The organism is Peribacillus asahii (assembly GCF_003570725.1).
Classification (GTDB): domain Bacteria; phylum Bacillota; class Bacilli; order Bacillales; family DSM-1321; genus Peribacillus; species Peribacillus asahii.
The window spans coordinates 48,077-65,923 of record NZ_QWVS01000015.1 but is presented as its reverse complement, the minus strand read 5'-3'; the positions used below and the strand labels follow the sequence as shown (position 1 = coordinate 65,923).

16 protein-coding genes and 1 other annotated feature are annotated in these 17,847 nt (G+C 39.2%); of the genes, 13 read left to right on the top strand and 3 right to left on the bottom strand.

Annotation, left to right across the window (positions count from 1 at the left end; translation table 11 throughout):
• Positions 1-280: 280 nt before the first annotated feature.
• The gene (locus tag D1953_RS08785; protein ID WP_119116805.1) at positions 281-664 is read right to left on the bottom strand and encodes a sigma-w pathway protein ysdB; all 384 of its coding nucleotides are present in this window, start codon (positions 662-664) and stop codon (positions 281-283) included.
• A gap of 114 nt (positions 665-778) precedes the next feature.
• Between D1953_RS08785 and D1953_RS08780 the strand changes: the two genes are divergently transcribed.
• Positions 779-1,267 (top strand): dUTP diphosphatase, encoded by a 489-nt coding sequence (locus tag D1953_RS08780; RefSeq protein WP_119116804.1) that lies wholly within the window; start codon positions 779-781, stop codon positions 1,265-1,267.
• A gap of 56 nt (positions 1,268-1,323) precedes the next feature.
• A complete protein-coding gene (locus D1953_RS08775; RefSeq protein ID WP_119116803.1) occupies positions 1,324-2,409 on the top strand; it encodes a M42 family metallopeptidase in 1,086 nt (361 codons plus the stop codon).
• 77 nt (positions 2,410-2,486) lie between these two features.
• On the opposite strand, the gene sspI is transcribed toward D1953_RS08775, so the two are convergent.
• Positions 2,487-2,696, bottom strand: coding sequence for a small acid-soluble spore protein SspI (gene sspI / locus D1953_RS08770; RefSeq protein WP_119116802.1), 210 nt, complete (start codon positions 2,694-2,696; stop codon positions 2,487-2,489).
• Between the two features lie 64 nt (positions 2,697-2,760).
• On the opposite strand from sspI, the gene D1953_RS08765 reads away from it, so the two are divergent.
• The 3 genes from D1953_RS08765 (at position 2,761) to pheT (ending at position 7,449) form a co-directional block, all read left to right on the top strand.
• Positions 2,761-3,561 carry a TrmH family RNA methyltransferase gene (locus D1953_RS08765; RefSeq protein WP_119116801.1) on the top strand — a complete coding sequence of 267 codons (801 nt, stop codon included), beginning with the start codon at positions 2,761-2,763 and terminating at the stop codon, positions 3,559-3,561.
• Positions 3,562-3,596: 35 nt separating this feature from the next.
• Positions 3,597-3,835 (top strand) — a binding site (T-box leader).
• 57 nt (positions 3,836-3,892) lie between these two features.
• Positions 3,893-4,933 (top strand): phenylalanine--tRNA ligase subunit alpha, encoded by a 1,041-nt coding sequence (pheS, locus tag D1953_RS08760; RefSeq protein WP_119116800.1) that lies wholly within the window; start codon positions 3,893-3,895, stop codon positions 4,931-4,933.
• A 101-nt stretch (positions 4,934-5,034) separates the two neighbouring features.
• On the top strand, positions 5,035-7,449 hold the full coding sequence (pheT, locus tag D1953_RS08755; RefSeq protein ID WP_119116799.1) for a phenylalanine--tRNA ligase subunit beta: 2,415 nt from the start codon (positions 5,035-5,037) through the stop codon (positions 7,447-7,449).
• A gap of 81 nt (positions 7,450-7,530) precedes the next feature.
• Here pheT and rnhC read toward each other — a convergent pair whose 3' ends face one another.
• Positions 7,531-8,475, bottom strand: coding sequence for a ribonuclease HIII (rnhC, locus tag D1953_RS08750; RefSeq protein ID WP_119116798.1), 945 nt, complete (start codon positions 8,473-8,475; stop codon positions 7,531-7,533).
• A 126-nt stretch (positions 8,476-8,601) separates the two neighbouring features.
• Between rnhC and zapA the strand changes: the two genes are divergently transcribed.
• From zapA to D1953_RS08710, 8 genes are all read left to right on the top strand, one after another.
• A complete protein-coding gene (zapA, locus tag D1953_RS08745) occupies positions 8,602-8,862 on the top strand; it encodes a cell division protein ZapA (protein ID WP_119116797.1) in 261 nt (86 codons plus the stop codon).
• 4 nt (positions 8,863-8,866) lie between these two features.
• Positions 8,867-9,409, top strand: coding sequence for a CvpA family protein (locus D1953_RS08740; protein ID WP_119116796.1), 543 nt, complete (start codon positions 8,867-8,869; stop codon positions 9,407-9,409).
• A 144-nt stretch (positions 9,410-9,553) separates the two neighbouring features.
• The gene (polX, locus tag D1953_RS08735; RefSeq protein WP_119116795.1) at positions 9,554-11,272 is read left to right on the top strand and encodes a DNA polymerase/3'-5' exonuclease PolX; all 1,719 of its coding nucleotides are present in this window, start codon (positions 9,554-9,556) and stop codon (positions 11,270-11,272) included.
• 26 nt (positions 11,273-11,298) lie between these two features.
• Positions 11,299-13,656, top strand: coding sequence for an endonuclease MutS2 (locus D1953_RS08730; RefSeq protein WP_119116794.1), 2,358 nt, complete (start codon positions 11,299-11,301; stop codon positions 13,654-13,656).
• 51 nt (positions 13,657-13,707) lie between these two features.
• Positions 13,708-14,115, top strand: a complete 408-nt coding sequence (locus D1953_RS08725; RefSeq protein WP_119116793.1) for a DUF350 domain-containing protein — start codon at positions 13,708-13,710, stop codon at positions 14,113-14,115.
• Positions 14,116-14,408: 293 nt separating this feature from the next.
• Positions 14,409-16,106 (top strand): AMP-binding protein, encoded by a 1,698-nt coding sequence (locus D1953_RS08720; RefSeq protein WP_119116792.1) that lies wholly within the window; start codon positions 14,409-14,411, stop codon positions 16,104-16,106.
• Between the two features lie 168 nt (positions 16,107-16,274).
• Complete coding sequence (locus D1953_RS08715; RefSeq protein ID WP_119116791.1) at positions 16,275-16,862, top strand: fatty acid metabolism transcriptional regulator FadR; 588 nt, start codon at positions 16,275-16,277, stop codon at positions 16,860-16,862.
• A gap of 145 nt (positions 16,863-17,007) precedes the next feature.
• The gene (locus D1953_RS08710) at positions 17,008-17,781 is read left to right on the top strand and encodes an enoyl-CoA hydratase (protein ID WP_119116790.1); all 774 of its coding nucleotides are present in this window, start codon (positions 17,008-17,010) and stop codon (positions 17,779-17,781) included.
• Positions 17,782-17,847 lie beyond the last annotated feature (66 nt).

The following is a 17,847-nucleotide window of genomic DNA, read 5'->3' as shown; positions in this document are numbered from 1 at the left end:
CTGTATCGTCATGCTTGGGAATAACTTTATTATCGCGCAACTAGCTCTTCATGTATCCATGACGATTCGAAATGCTAAAAGAATTAATCGCTCCCGTCGCCCCTTTCTCATAGTAAACGCCCCCCTGTTTCTTTTATTAATGAAAATAGGGGGCGTCTCTATAAAACAATGGAATGCTTGTAATAAGGTGAAGCCTCCAACAGAGGAGGCTTCTTATTTAATGATAAATTTTTGAATTCTTCAAAAGGAGTCATCCAAATATTTAGGACATCTTCTTTCTTTAATCCCTATTCAAAAATTCCTTCACAGGGCTTTTCCAGTCAATGGAAGAGGCTGGGTAGTGTTTTTTTATAGCAGCTTCAATTTTTAAGAAGTCGTCCCGCTTTAGCCCTTTTAAATCGGCTGTATTTTTTGGCCAAATAAAAATGGACACGACTTCAAAGGAGCGCTCCGTCGTTCCGAGGTATTTTTCGCCCTCAAATAAGACTCCGTTATATGTTAATAAGAAATTTTTACGAATATTTTTTGGGTCATCGAGAAAATAGAACTTTCCTTGTTCATGGGCTAATTCCAGTTTTCTTCGCGGACTTAACATATATTTAATCGCCGTATATAGTGAAAAGACAATAACTACCAATAAAATAAGACGGAATAATAAGGCCATACAATATCCCCCTTTTTCATAATGTTTCAGTTATATACTATGTACGAATGAATTTTTTAAAAGTTTCACATATTTGCTATAATTTAAGCGATAAAGGTAGAAAGTAGTGATGAGATGAATATTTCCAAATTAATGGACATGCAAGCGGTGCTTGATCAGCATATTGAACGGAAGCATGGGTTAGAAGCAGAAGACCTTGTGGAACGAAAAATTTTGGCGCTTTTAGTGGAGTTAGGCGAACTTGCTAATGAAACTCGCTGTTTTAAATTTTGGAGTTTAAGGGGACCTTCTGAGCGAGAAACTATTCTTGGTGAATATGTTGATGGAATTCATTTTCTGCTGTCGCTCGCAAATGAGCAGAGTTTTAAATTGACAGTGCCAGAAATGTTCACATTAGAACAGCGTAATCTGACAGAGCAATTTATTTTATTGTATCGAGAGATTAGTCTGTTTCAGCAACAAGTAACGTTTGAGTCGTTTCAAACAGTATTTACTGAATATATTCGACTTGGACATATGCTTGGTTTTTCAGCAATCGATGTAGAACAAGCTTATATAACAAAGAATGAAGTGAATCACGAACGGCAGCAGCAGGGCTATTAATTGTCGTGAAGAAATGACTTCTGTATAATTATGGTTACGAAAAGGAGTGATACATAATGACTAAGTTAGATGAAACATTAACGATGCTTAAAGATTTAACCGATGCAAGAGGGATTGCCGGTAATGAAGCAGAAGTAAGACAAGTTATGAAGAAGTATATTGAACCATATGCGGATGAAATTACGAATGATGGCTTGGGAAGTTTAATCGCTAAAAAAACAGGTGATGCAAATGGGCCAAAGATTGTGGTCACAGGGCATCTAGATGAAGTAGGATTTATGGTTACGCAAATTGACAGTAAAGGCTTTTTAAAGTTTCAGCCAGTAGGTGGTTGGTGGAATCAAGTCATGCTGGCACAGCGCGTAACGATTGTGACAAGAAAAGGTGATGTGACAGGTGTAATTGGTTCAAAACCACCTCATATTTTATCAGCTGAAGCTCGAAAAAAACCGGTTGAAATTAAGGATATGTTTATTGATATTGGTGCATCCAGCAAAGAAGAAGCGGCAGAATGGGGTGTACGGCCGGGAGATATGGTTGTACCGTATTTCGAATTTACCGTGATGAACAATGAGAAAATGCTGTTGGCCAAGGCTTGGGATAACCGCATTGGCTGTGCGATTGCTATCGATGTGTTAAAGCAGCTGAAAAATCAAAGTCATCCAAATGTTGTATACGGAATCGGAGCTGTTCAAGAAGAGGTCGGCTTACGCGGTTCGAAAACATCAACATTCCAAGTGCAGCCGGATATAGGCTTTGCTGTTGATGTCGGCATTGCAGGTGACACGCCGGGAGTTTCTGAAAAAGAAGCAATGAGCAAAATGGGCGATGGACCACAAATCGTTTTATATGATGCATCAATGGTTTCACATAAAGGTTTACGTGATTTAGTAACAGATACAGCGGATGAACTAAATATTCCTTATCAATTTGAATCCATTCCAGGTGGTGGAACAGATGCTGGCTCAATTCATGTAACAGCAAAAGGAGTGCCGGCACTTTCCATTGGTATCGCGACACGCTATATCCATTCTCATGCGGCAATGCTTCATCGCGATGATTATGAAAATGCCGTGAAATTAGTCGTGGAAGTGATTAAACGACTCGATCGTGAAACAGTGGACCGGATTACGTACGAGTAAGGTAGATTTTGCAGGCTGTGGAGTCAAACTGGCCGGTAAACTGAATTTTTATAAAAAAATAACAGCCGATTTGGCTGTTATTTTTTTAACCCATTTTCTAACGCACGAAGCATCTCTTCTTTTTCATTTTGTGAGGAATTTTGCCAAATAACTTCGAACAGTACACCAAGTCCAGGAAGCATTTTTTCCTCGCCATTTGAAATCGCATCGACAATTGTATCTTCAAGCTGCTCTTGTGTATTGCCCGTTACATTGCTAATAATGGCACTACGTAAATTTAAGTTCATAATAATTTCCTCCTATGTCATATAATGTTGAACAACGATAGCATGCCCTTATTCGGGATGCATTATGTATCGAAATTGCGTTATAATAGGAAAATCAGTGAAATTAAAGGAGCGTTACACGTTGAAATATATTGAATCTGTTAAAAATCCAAAGGTAAAAGCATGGAAGAAGCTGTCGACGAAAAAAGAGCGTGATAAATCAGGTCACTATTTAATAGAAGGTTTTCATCTTGTTGAGGAAGCATTAAAGGAACAAATTGTTTTAGAAGTCATTGTTAATCAAGATATGGAAATGCCAGCTCAGTTTAAAATAGAAGAAACAGAAGTGGTGTATGTGAAAGAAGATGTGATGAAAGCAATTTGTGATACGGAAACACCACAAGGTATTGCGGCAGTCTGTGAACAACAAACAGTCCATTTCGATGATATTCCATTAGGAAAACTATTATTGTTAGATGCGGTGCAAGATCCAGGTAATTTAGGGACGATGATTCGTACAGCAGATGCAGCGGGAATTGATGCGGTCATTTTAGGAGAAGGCTGTGCCGATGTATATAACCCGAAAGTCGTTCGAGCGACACAAGGAAGTTTATTTCATTTACCGGTGATGAAAGCTAATTTGTCACAGTTTATTGACCAGCTTCATATGCCTGTGTATGGAACGGCTTTAGAAGGCGGCGTGCCATTTGAACAAGTTGAGAAATCTGAAACCTTTGCCTTACTTGTCGGAAACGAAGGGCAAGGAGTTTCAAAAGAACTGCTAGCGAAAACGACGAAGAACTTGTATATTCCGATTTATGGGAAAAGTGAATCGTTGAATGTTGGGATTGCAGCAGGGATTTTGATGTACTACTTGCGAAAATGAGTTTAAATATACTATAATGAAACAGAATTTCATAAGTAAAGACGATGACGGAGACTAGTAGCTTAAGACATCCATTTTAAGGGAGAAAATGCCGAGACTGAAAGCATTTTTAATGGCTCTGCTTAAAGGAATTCACCTCCTGAGTCGACATTGGGAGGATCCATTGATCTGAAAAATGTTCCGGTGAAGAGCCGTTATTTTTAATGAAGTGAGTGTGGGTGTTTTATCCATGCTAATAAGGGTGGTACCGCGATACATAAACCTCGTCCCTTTTATGGGATGGGGTTTTTTTTGTGTTTATTTATGTTGACAAATAAAGGAGGAATAGATGATGCAGGAACGTTTACAAGAACTGCAAGAAGAAGCGTTGCAAAAAGTGTCAGCCGCATCAAACTTAAAGGAATTAAATGATATTCGTGTGGCTTACTTAGGAAAAAAAGGACCGATTACAGAAGTATTGCGTGGTATGGGTAAATTGTCTGCTGAAGAGCGTCCAAAAATGGGAGCACTTGTGAATGTTGTTCGTGAAGCGATTACGTCAGCAATCGAAGAAAAACAAGCGGTGCTTGAAGCAGAGGCAGTCAATGCTCAATTAGCAGCGGAAACGATTGATATTACGTTACCAGCTCGCCCTGTGAACAAAGGGAATCATCATCCATTAACGCGCATTGTCGAAGAGATTGAAGACGTGTTTATTGGAATGGGATATACGGTAGCGGAAGGTCCAGAAGTAGAGAGTGATTATTACAACTTTGAAGCTTTAAACTTACCGAAAAGCCATCCAGCACGTGATATGCAGGATTCTTTCTATATTACAGATGAAATTTTAGTTCGTACACATACGTCTCCTGTTCAGGCAAGAACGATGGAGAAACATAAAGGCCAAGGCCCAGTTAAAATTATTTGTCCAGGTAAAGTGTATCGTCGTGATAATGATGATGCGACACATTCCCACCAATTTATGCAAATTGAAGGCTTAGTTGTTGATGAAAACATTTCAATGAGTGATTTGAAAGGAACGCTTGAAGTATTTTTGAAAAAAGTATTTGGTCAAGAGCGTGAAATTCGTTTGCGTCCAAGTTTCTTTCCATTCACAGAGCCTTCTGTAGAAGTGGATATTTCTTGTAAAATTTGCAGTGGTAAAGGCTGTAACGTATGTAAGCAAACAGGCTGGATTGAAGTATTAGGCGGTGGAATTGTTCATCCGAATGTACTTGAAATGGCTGGATTTGATTCGAAGAAATACTCAGGATTTGCCTTTGGAATCGGTGTTGAGCGAATTGCGATGTTGAAATACGGTGTGGACGATATTCGCCATTTCTACACAAATGATATTCGTTTCTTAAAGCAATTCCACCATCACGAAGCGTAAAAATTTCTCTGATTTGGCCGGAATCTCACTAATTTTGCTTATAATCTATCCAAATTAGCGATTAATCCCGCCAAATCAATCCATTAAAAGGAGGACCAACGATGTTTGTTTCATATAAATGGCTTCAAGAATATGTAGATCTTTCTGGCATCAGTGCAGCAGAGCTTGCGGATAAAATTACGAAAAGCGGCATTGAGGTTGAAGGAGTAGAAAAGAAAAGTGAAGGCTTAAAAGGGGTTGTTATCGGTCACGTTTTAGAGCGTGAACAACATCCAAATGCCGATAAATTAAATAAATGTCTAGTCGATATCGGGGCGGAAGAGCCTGTCCAAATTATTTGTGGAGCTCCAAACGTTGATAAAGGCCAAAAAGTAGCCGTGGCAACAGTGGGAGCTGTTCTACCAGGTAACTTCAAAATTAAAAAAGCAAAGCTTCGCGGAGAAGAATCACACGGAATGATTTGTTCGCTTCAAGAGCTTGGAATTGAATCTAAAATTGTGGCGAAAGAATATGCTGTTGGGATTTTCAATTTCCCACAAGATGCACAAGTTGGTGAAGATGCATTAGAAGCACTTGGCTTAGACGATGAAATTTTAGAACTAAGCTTAACACCAAACCGTTCAGATGCGTTAAGTATGTTAGGTGTTGCCTACGAGGTTGCAGCTATTCTTAGACGTGATGTGAAATGGCCAACGATTGAAAAAGAAGAAGCTTCTGAAAAAGCATCCGATTATATCTCTGTAAAAGTGGAAGCAACAGAAGATAATCCATTATATATGGCAAAAGTGGTGAAGGATGTAAAAATTGGACCATCGCCATTATGGATGCAAACACGCTTAATGGCAGCTGGTATTCGTCCGCATAATAACGTTGTGGATATTACAAACTTCGTATTATTAGAATATGGTCAACCGCTTCATGCGTTCGACTATGACCGTCTTGGATCAAAAGAGCTTGTCATTCGTCGTGCGAAGGATGCTGAAAAAATTACAACACTTGATGAAGCAGAACGTACATTAACTCCTGATCATCTTGTCATTACAAACGGTACAGAGCCTGTGGCTATTGCTGGTGTAATGGGTGGAGCGAATTCAGAAGTGAAAAGTGATACAACGACAGTTATCATTGAAGCAGCTTATTTTAAAGGCAGCACGGTTCGTAAAGCATCGAAAGATCATGGCTTACGCAGTGAAGCAAGCGCTCGTTTTGAAAAAGGAGTAGACCCAGCTCGCGTTCGTGAAGCAGGAGAGCGTGCGGCGCAATTAATGGCAGAATACGCTGGTGGAACGATTCTTGAAGGCAGTGTTGAATACAATGATATGAAGGTTGAACCAGCTGTAATCTCAATTACGCTTAATAAAATTAATGGCTTACTAGGAACAAGCATGAGTGTATCTGAAGTACAAGATATTTTCACGCGCCTGCAATTTGATGTAGCGGTAGAAGGAGAAAACTTCACGGTAACGATTCCAACTCGCCGCGGCGATATTACAATCGAAGCTGATTTAGTAGAAGAAGCAGCTCGCTTGTATGGCTACGATAATATTCCGTCTACGCTGCCAACTGGCACGACAACGCCTGGTGCGTTATCAGATTATCAACAAAAACGTCGTAAAGCGCGTCGCACATTAGAAGGCGCTGGTCTTTTCCAAGCGATTACGTATTCGTTAACAAGTGCGGAAAAAGCTGCTCAATTCGCTTTAGAAGCACGCGAATCGATTCGTCTAGCGATGCCGATGAGTGAAGAACGCAGTCAATTACGTTTAAGCATTGTACCGCAATTATTAGAAGTAGTGAAATACAATAATGCTCGTCAAATTGATTCGGTTGCGTTATATGAAATTGGTTCCGTTTTCTTAAAACAAGATGGCGAACAGCTTCCGGAAGAAAGGGAACATGTAGCTGCTGCTATTACAGGTTTATGGGAATCCCACTTATGGCAAGGTGAAAAGAAGCCAGTTGATTTCTTTGTTGCAAAAGGAATTTTAGAGGCTTTATTCGATACGTTAGGTGTAGCAAGCCAAATCGAATATCGTCAAGCAGAAGTGAAAAATCTTCATCCAGGACGTACAGCAGAAGTGCTATTAAATGGTGTAGTAATTGGTTTTATCGGTCAAGTGCATCCAACTGTTCAAAAGGAATTGGATATTAAAGAAACTTATGTTTTTGAATTATCATTTAAAGCATTGGCAGAAGCAGAGGTTGCTCCAATCGCTTATGAAACGATTCCGCGTTTCCCATCGATTACGCGTGATATCGCACTTGTTGTGGACTCAGCGACAAAAGCAGGCGATATTCAAAGTATCATCGTTGAAGCAGGCGGTGCTTTATTAAAAGAGGTGCAAGTATTTGATTTATACGAAGGCGATAAAATGGAAGAAGGCAAAAAATCCATTGCATACTCGTTAAAATACTTCGATCCAGAACGTACATTAACAGATGAAGACATTACAAAAGCTCATGACAAAGTACTTGCGGCGGTAAAAGACCAAGCAGGGGCAGAGTTGCGCGGATAACTTAGCAGATTGGGCTGGTAAACAGTCAAATGTAGCAGATAAAGAAACCCACCATTTTCTGAAATGGTGGGTTTCTTATCGTTAATATTTCTTTTTATACAAATTCTTCGCTTTTTCCGTATTGGCAAAATGAACTTTCGTAAATTCATGTAATGCCTCTATTCCTTTTTCATGAATTAAACGAGCAGCTGCTTCATCGACTTTAGAACCAGCGCCTTTTGGAATGGTAAAGCCTGCTTTTTCACTAAGCTGTTCGAAGCGTCGAATAAAAGCATAGCGAGCCAGAATGGAGGCCGCGGCCACACTTAGGTGAACTCCTTCTGCTTTTGTACTTAAATAGGTAGCATCTGCCTGAAATAGTTCTTGTCCTTTTAAATAATTGAAGAATACACCGGGTTCAGCAAACTGGTCGATTAAGACAGCATCAGGCTTTTCAGGCTCAATTTTTGTTAATACATGTTTAATCGCTTGATTATGTAGTAATGCCTTGATTTTACCTTGTGACATGCCTTTTGCTTGAAGCGTATTATATTTTGGATTGTCACAGGTTAACAGGCTGAATGGGACAACATCCTTAATTAACTTAGCAATCTCGATAATTTGTGGGTCTTTCAAATTTTTAGAATCTTGAACACCGAGCTCTTTTAACAGGGGTAGCTGTTCTTTCTTTGCATAAACCGCGACAACGGTCATTGGACCGAAGTAGTCACCGGTACCAACTTCATCGGAGCCGACAACAGATAGGGTGCCGATGTTAGCCGGTGGTGAATAACGATGTGTTTTTACAGATGTTGTTTTTTTGGCTGCTGGGGCTGTTTGAGCGTTTTCTTTCCATTTCACCGCTTCTTTTTCGGCATTTGCTCCTTGGAATAACACTTTTCCTGATTTATAGGCGGTGATGGCACAATGGGCCGGACGTGCGCTAAATAAGCTGCCTGGCGGTAATGTATGGACAAGAGAATCTTTATAATGCTCTTTCATTTTGGATATTTGTGATGCATGAACGAGTAGGACAACCTGGGACATCAAAATCGTCTCCTTTTATTTTATTTTTACAAAATTAGCCATAAATTGACAAGGCTCTCTCTTTCATGACGAAAAATATCATGATATGATAGGGAGTACAGGATTGTTTAGATTGGAGGCATCATTTTGTCAGACGATACACGAAATAGAGTTACAGTAGATATATATGGTCAACCATATACAATCGTCGGTGCCGAAAGCGCAAGTCATATTCGCCAAGTAGCTTCGATGGTTGACGAGAAAATGAGAGAAATTAGTGTGAAAAATCCGAGCCTGGATACGAGTAAACTAGCAGTGCTGACGGCGGTCAATACGATACATGATTACCTCAAAATCCAAGAACAATTGCACCAGCTTCAACTGGAATTACAGAAAGAAAAGGACTGAGTTTATGTTTGATTTGGCAATCTTAGCTATCCTTCTCATCGGATTGTTAATTGGTTTAAGGCGTGGCTTTATATTACAAATCATCCACTTGACCGGCTTTATTGTCGCGTTTATTGTGGCCTATGTATATTATGATGAACTGGCTCCAAAACTGAATTTATGGGTTCCATTCCCGACGATGGGCGATTCAAGCACATTACAGATGTTTTTTGATACAGTCGGTTTAGATACTGCTTATTATAATGCAATTGCTTTTGCTATTATTTTCTTTATTACGAAAATTGTATGGCATATGATTGGGGCGATGCTTGATTTTATTGCACACTTGCCTATTTTAAAACAACTGAATCGCTGGGGTGGCGGTATATTAGGATTTATGGAAGTGTATTTAATCTTGTTTATTATATTATATATTGTAGCTCTTGTGCCAATGGATGCGGTTCAAGAACCGTTAAATGGCTCATTCCTAGCAGAAGCCATTGTGAGAGATACACCGTTTTTATCTAATCAAGTAGAGAAGCTCTGGTTTTATAATGTACCTTCTTAAGGGTCTGCCTTTCCTTAACGAAATGATAGATTGCTATCTTTTGTGGGGGAAGAGGCCCTTTTTAGCGTATTAAGAATGCTTGTGCTTTATAGAAAGAAACGGTATCTTTAAAGAAAACTTCATTAATTTTTGGCAGGTGAAAAAATGTCTATTAATAAAAAAGATCTTATTAAATTATTGGAAACAATTGCGATATATATGGAGTTAAAAGGGGATAACCCATTCAAGGTGTCAGCGTTCCGTAAAGCAGCAGCAGCACTTGAAGCAGATGATCGCAGCTTGTCAGCGATTGATGATTTTACAGCGCTTAGCGGGATTGGTAAGGGAACAGCGGCTGTTATTGATGAATTTATCCAAGAAGGCAAATCGACAGTTTTAGAAGAGTTACAAGAGGAGGTGCCAAAAGGGTTAATTCCTCTCTTAAAGCTTCAAGGTCTTGGCGGGAAAAAAATTGCTAAGCTACATAAAGAGCTTCATATCCGTGATATTAACGATTTGAAGTTGGCCTGTGAAGAAGGGAAAGTAAGTGCACTAACGGGTTTTGGCAAAAAAACAGAAGAAAAAATTCTTGCGGCGATTGATGAAGCGGGGGCACGACCGGAACGATTGCCATTATCATTTATGCTGCCTATTGCCGAGGAAATTGAACGAGCGTTAGCAAATATGAAAGCGGTTATTCGTTCATCACGGGCAGGAAGTATTCGCCGTATGCGTGAAACGATTAAGGATTTAGATTTTATTGTATCTAGTGATGAGCCGGAAATTGTGAAAGAACAGCTTTTAGTATTGCCGCGTATTAAGCAGGTTATTGCCGCGGGCGATACGAAAGTGTCGGTTGTATTGGATGGTGAATACGATGTATCTGTTGATTTTCGTATTGTAAAAGATGTTGAATTTATTACAACGCTGCATCATTTTACTGGTTCAAAGGATCATAATGTACGTATGCGTCAGCTTGCGAAAGATCGTGGAGAGAAAATTAGTGAATATGGTGTAGAGAATATAGAAACAGGTGACGTACTTACATTTGAAACAGAGGAACAATTTTATCAGCATTTCGGTCTGCCGTTTATTCCTCCAGAATTACGAGAGGATGGAACGGAAGTAGATCAATATGACGGACATGAGCCGTTGATTTCACTTGCTGATATTCAAGGTGATCTTCATATGCATACGACATGGAGTGATGGTGCGTATTCAATTGAAGAAATGATTGAAGCTTGCCGTGCTAAAGGCTATCGATATATGGCGATTACTGACCATTCGCAGTATTTAAAGGTAGCTAATGGTTTAACGGCTGAGCGTTTGCGTGAGCAAAAGAAAATTATTCATGAATTAAATGAACAGTATGACGATATGACCATTTTATCAGGCATTGAAATGGATATTTTACCAGATGGAACGCTCGATTTCGATGATGAACTTTTAGCGGAGATGGACTTTGTTATTGCTTCGATTCACTCAAGCTTCTCACAACCGCGTGAAGTCATTATGGAGCGTTTGAAAACAGCACTTCATAATCCGCATGTGGATATTATTGCTCACCCGACAGGAAGAATTATTGGCAAACGAGCAGGCTATGATGTAGATATTGAAATGCTTATTGAATTGGCACGTGAAACGAATACTGCATTAGAGTTAAATGCAAACCCGCATCGCCTTGATTTAGCAGCACCCTATTTACGAAAAGCCCAAGAAGCGGGTGTACCGATTATCATTAATACGGATGCGCATAATATCGACATGCTTGAACATATGGAAATTGGTGTCTCTGCGGCGAAAAAAGGCTGGCTGAAAAAATCATCTGTCTTAAATGCTAAGAGTGTGGATGAATTACTTACATTTTTAAATAGAAATAACTAACCTGACAAGGAGGCTTTTTTATCTCCATGCATCAAAAAGCATTGAACACATTAGAATTTACAAAAATTAAAGAACAATTAGTTTCTCACTGTACATCGTCAATTGGGAAAGACAAGGCAGTACAATTAGCTCCATCTACTGATTTTGATGAAGTTGTTAGATGGCAAGAAGAAACGGATGAAAGTGCGAAAGTGCTCCGGTTGAAAGGAAATGTTCCTTTAGGAGGAATTTTCGATATTCGTCCTCATGCAAAACGGGCACAAATTGGCGGAATGTTATCGCCGATTGAACTGATGGAGATTGCAAGTACGATTCGAGCAGGGCGCGTATTAAACCGCTTTTTTGAAGAGATGGCCGAACAAGAAATTGAGACGGTGCTGTTAACGGAATATATTGAATCGCTTCACCCGTTGATTGATTTACAACAGGCGATTACGTATGCCATTAGTGAGCATGGCGAGGTGCTTGATTCAGCTAGTGAGCAATTGCGTACGCTTCGGAATCAGCTGCGAACAAATGAAAGTCGCGTACGGGAAAAGTTAGAAAGTATGATTCGTTCTTCCAATGCTTCTAAGATGTTATCGGATGCCATTGTGACGATTCGAAATGATCGTTTCGTTATTCCAGTTAAACAAGAATATCGCAGTCATTACGGTGGCATTATTCATGATCAATCTTCTTCAGGTCAAACATTATTTATTGAACCACAGGCAATTGTACAGCTGAATAATGCTTTGCAAGAAACAAGGGTGAAAGAGCAGTTAGAAATTGAACGTATTTTAACGGAGCTGTCTGTGAAGGTCGGTGAGTATACGTCTGAATTATTACATAATGTAGCGGTACTGGCTCAGCTCGATTTTGTCTTTGCAAAAGCTCGTTACGCGAAAAAGATTAATGGTTCTAAACCACAGCTGAATCAAGAAGGCCGAGTGAAACTATTTAAAGCGAAGCACCCGCTTATTCCGGCTGATGTTGTGGTGGCAAACGATATTTTCTTAGGAGAAGAGTTTACAACAATCGTGATTACTGGTCCGAATACAGGCGGGAAGACCGTTACGCTAAAAACAATTGGACTTTGTACGTTGATGGCACAAGCTGGATTACAGATTCCAGCTCTTGATGGTTCAGAAGTAGCTGTTTTTTCAGCAGTATATGCTGATATTGGCGATGAACAGTCCATTGAGCAAAGCTTAAGTACATTTTCTTCTCATATGGTCAATATTGTTGAAATTTTGGAGCATGTGGATCATGAAAGTTTGGTTTTATTTGATGAGCTTGGAGCAGGAACTGACCCGCAAGAAGGAGCGGCTCTAGCGATTTCTATTTTAGATGAAGTGTATAAGCGGGGGGCCCGAGTTATTGCGACGACTCATTATCCAGAATTAAAGGCCTACGGTTATGACCGTGAGGGTGTCATTAATGCGAGCGTTGAATTTGATGTGGAGTCATTAAGACCAACGTATAAGCTACTGATTGGTGTACCTGGTCGAAGTAATGCATTTGAAATTTCAAAACGTCTTGGCTTAAACGAGAAAGTCATTAATCAGGCACGAAACCATATTGGTGAGGAGACGAATCAAGTTGAAACGATGATTGCCTCACTAGAAGCAAGTCGCCGTCAGGCAGAGGAAGAAGAGAAAGAAGCGGCGGATTATTTAAAGCAATCGGAAAAACTGCATCGAGACTTGCAACAACAAATTGCGGAATATTACAATGAACGTGATAAGCTGATGGAGAAAGCATCAACGGAAGCGGCTGCTATTGTTGAAAATGCAAAAAAAGAAGCAGAAAAGATTATTAGAGATTTACGCAAGCTTCGTTTAGAGAAGCAAGCAGATGTCAAGGAGCATGAATTAATCGATGCAAAGAAACGATTAGAAGAGGCTGCACCTGAGCTGAAAAAATCACCGAAAATGGCAGTATCATCGCAAAAACGGGTATGGCAGCCTGGTGATGAAGTGAAAGTGACAAGCTTCGGGCAAAAAGGCTATTTAATTGAAAAAGCATCGTCTGATGAATGGCATGTACAAATGGGTATTATGAAGATGAAAGTAAAAGAAGCAGATCTTGAATTTATTAAGTCAGCTCAAAAAGAAAAACAAACGAAGCCGCTTACGACAATTAAGGGGAAAGACTATCATGTTAGTCTTGAGCTGGATCTTCGTGGAGAGCGCTATGAAAACGCACTTTCAAGGGTTGAAAAATATATTGATGATGCACTTTTAGCGAGCTATCCAAGAGTGTCCATCATCCATGGAAAAGGTACAGGAGCTCTAAGACAAGGCGTTCAAGAATATTTGAAAAATCATCGCTCGGTTAAACGGATTCGCTTTGGAGAAGCAGGCGAAGGCGGCAATGGTGTTACGATTGTAGAATTTAAATAAACGGAAACAGACTTAAAAACTTGGTCAGTTACCATGTAGGAGTAGTGGGATATGGATGAGATTTGGGGAAATGAATATGTGTACATTGCTGCTCGCTATAGTGTCGTAATTTTATGCATCATTGTCTTTTTAACCGTTTTTGAGCTTGTAACAAAGTATAAAAATTGGGAAGAAATTAAGCGTGGAAACCTATCTGTTGCTATGGCTACAGGAGGGAAAATTTTGGGAATTTCCAACGTGTTTCGCCAATCCATTTTACAAAATGATTCTTTATTGACGATGATTGGTTGGGGAGTCTATGGTTTTGTTTTTCTTATAATTGGTTATTTTATTTTTGAGTTTATGACACCAGCGTTTAAAATAGATGAAGAAATCCAAAAAGATAATCGGGCGGTTGGCTTTCTATCGATGATGATTTCAATTGGTTTATCTTTTGTCATCGGCTCTGGAATTTCCTGATGCCTCTTGGGAAAGGAAGAAAGCTGTGGAGAAACTAGCGAAAATATTATTAGTTTGCTGTGGACTTTTTATTTTATTAGGTGTTGTTTATTTATTTATGAAAGTGTAAAGGAATACGGATAAAGAAAAGAGAGGTGCATATGATAGTGCCCTCTCTTTTCTTATGGCTTTTCCTGCAATGGGTCAAAGATGAATAGCATGATTTAAAAATTGTTTTGAATGTTAATTGTAAGAAAATGTTAATCATATTATAATGGTAATGATTAGTAAATATAGATTAAGGGAGGGGTTGAATGAGCAATAAGCCTTGGCAACAGATGTATCCAGAGGGGATACCGACGACGTTGATTTATGATGATAAGCCCGTGCAGGCGTATTTAAAAGAATCTGCTGTAAAACATCCTTATAAAGCATCTATTCATTTTATGGGTAGAGAGCTTACATTTAAGGAAGTGTATGAATCTTCTTTAAAGTTTGCTGCTTATTTGAAAGAATTAGGCCTTGAAAAAGGTGATCGTGTTGCTATTTTATTGCCCAACTGTCCACAGTCTGTTATTTCGTATTTCGGTATTTTGATGGCTGAAGGCGTTGTTGTACAGACTAATCCCACATATACGGAACGAGAGTTAGAGTATCAAATGAAAGATGCAGGAGCGAAAATAATTGTCACGTTGGATATTTTATTTCCTCGTGTTGCGAAAACTGTTCCGAAAACGAATATCCAACATATTATTGTAACCGCTATCAAAGACTACCTACCTTTCCCAAAAAATCTTATATATCCTTCTATTCAAAAGAAACAATACGGTACGGTCGTAAAAGTAGAGCATGCTGGCAATCATCATTTATTTAAAGAAGTGATGAAGCGAGATGTGCCGGAAGAAATGTCCAGCTCATGCGATGTCGATTGTGATGTAGCCCTATTACAATATACAGGGGGTACAACAGGATTTCCAAAGGGAGTTATGCTGACTCATAAAAACTTAATCGCAAATACGAGAATGTGTCAGGCGTGGTTATATAAAAGCAGACCAGGCAAAGAAAAGGTGCTTGGTATTTTGCCGTTTTTTCATGTATATGGCATGACAACTGTATTGCTGCTGTCCGTTTTGGAGGGCAATATGATGATTCTTTTACCGAAGTTCGATGTAGAAACGGTGTTAAAAACGATTCATAAGCACAAACCGACAATATTTCCCGGAGCACCGACTATTTATATTGGGATTTTGAATTACCCCGATTTGAAGAAGTATGACCTTTCTTCTATTAAAGCCTGCCTAAGTGGTTCCGCTCCTTTACCTGTAGAAGTACAGGAACAATTTGAACGGGTCACAGGCGGAAAATTAGTAGAAGGGTATGGGCTTTCTGAAACGTCTCCCGTCACGCATGCTAACTTTATTTGGGATGAACCGCGTGTAAAGGGAAGTGTTGGAGTCCCGTGGCCGGATACGGAAGCCGCGATTTTATCGTTAGAAACAGGTGAACCATTAGAGCCGAATGAAATAGGGGAGATTGGTATTAAAGGTCCCCAAGTGATGAAAGGGTATTGGAATCGCCCGGAGGATACGGAAAATACATTTAAAAACGGCTGGCTTTTAACAGGAGATTTAGGCTATATGGACGAACAAGGCTTTTTCTACGTTGTGGAACGTAAAAAAGATACCATTATCGCAGGTGGTTTTAATATTTATCCGAGAGAGATCGAAGAGGTTCTATATGAACACGAAGCGGTGCAGGAAGTAATCGTCGTTGGAATTCCTGATCCATATCGTGGTGAAACGGTCAAAGCTTATGTCGTTTTGAAATCTGGTCGTACAGTCACAGAACAGGAGCTTAATGAGTTTGCTAGAAAGCATTTAGCCGCCTATAAAGTTCCACGCTTATATGAGTTTAGAGAAGAGCTGCCCAAAACAACGATTGGGAAGATTTTACGTCGAGTGCTCATAGAAGAAGAGAAAAAGAAATGGGCTGAAGATGAAAAGAAAGCATAATCGTATTATGCGGAGCGATAATTTCTGGCTCCGTAACTACGATTGGATTGTACAAGTTATCCTATAAATGGTTTTATCTTGTAAAAATGTTATTGACAGTAATAAAATACCACTTTATTATAGAAACATGAATGATTATTCATTCATGTTTCTGAAAGGAGACAACTAGTGAAAAGTAGTAGGCCAAAGTATATGCAAATTATTGATGCAGCCGTTATTGTTATTGCTCAAAATGGTTACCATCAAGCTCAAGTATCAAAGATTGCTAAGCAGGCGGGAGTAGCAGATGGGACAATCTATCTTTATTTTAAGAATAAAGAAGATATTTTGATTTCATTATTCCGGGAAAAAATGGGTTACTTCGTTGAACAGATTCAAGAAGGTATTAAAGGAAAATCCAGCGCAGTAGATAAATTGTTTGTCTTGATTCAAAAACATTTTCAAATCCTTTCAGAAGACCCGAACTTAGCGATTGTGACTCAATTAGAATTAAGACAATCTAATAAAGAATTGCGTCATCGGATTAATGATGTGTTAAAAGGCTACTTAGACCTTGTCGATCGAATTGTTATTGAAGGAAAAGAAACCGGTGAATTCAGGTCTACGCTTAATGTCAAGCTCATGAAAAATATGATTTTTGGCACAATGGATGAAGTGGCAACAACTTGGGTGATAAATGATCAAAAATATTCACTTACAGACCTTGTCCCAGAAGTTCATCGATTATTAACAAATGGTTGTAGTTCTAGTAATTAACGATGTTTAGATAAGAGTGGCGATATCGTCGCTCTCAACTAAACTCGATAATGAAGCTTGTTTTCCGAATGGAAAAGAAGAGTGAATACATATCAAGTGCTTATTGATGACTTGAGAATTCAGCAACCAAGATGGGGGAGAAGAAATGGAGTACTTAAAGCTTGCAGTTGAGGACCATGTTGCTTTTATTACGATTAATAGAGCACCTGCAAATGCACTTTCTTCGGGAATGATTAAGGAGATATCCGAAGTCTTAGATGAACTTAGTCAGAATGAAGAAGTGAGAGTTATCTTGCTTCACGGTGAAGGAAGATTCTTTTCAGCAGGAGCGGATATTAAGGAATTTACTCAAATTGAAGATGGTTCTGCTTTCTCTGCCTTAGCTGCGAATGGACAAGCGGTATTGGAAAAAATCGAAAAATTTCCAATACCGGTCATCGCTGCTGTTCACGGAGCTGCATTAGGCGGTGGTCTTGAATTAGCAATGTCTTGTCATATTCGCTTAGTAACAGAAGGAGCAAAGCTTGGTTTACCAGAGCTGCAATTAGGTTTAATCCCAGGTTTTGCAGGTACACAACGACTTCCACGTTATGTAGGTACAGCCAAAGCTGCGGAAATGCTATTTACAAGTGAACCGATTACAGGAGTGGAAGCTGTCCAATATGGTCTAGCGAACCGAGCTTACTCCGATGAAGAATTACTTTCAAAAGCGAAAGAACTAGCTTTTAAAATAGCAAAGAAAAGCCCTCTTGCTCTAAAAGCTATTATTGAACAATTAAACTATTTAAAGGATGACTCTTATTACAAAGGTGTGGCAAATGAAGCAGCACAATTCGGGAAAATTTTTGAGTCAGACGATGCAAAAGAAGGAATTAGTGCATTCATTGAAAAAAGAGAACCTATTTTTATAGGTAAATAAGTAAAAAAACGTAAAAATACATTTTTTTCAAAAAATTTAAAGGAATTTGTTGGATTTTGAAGAATA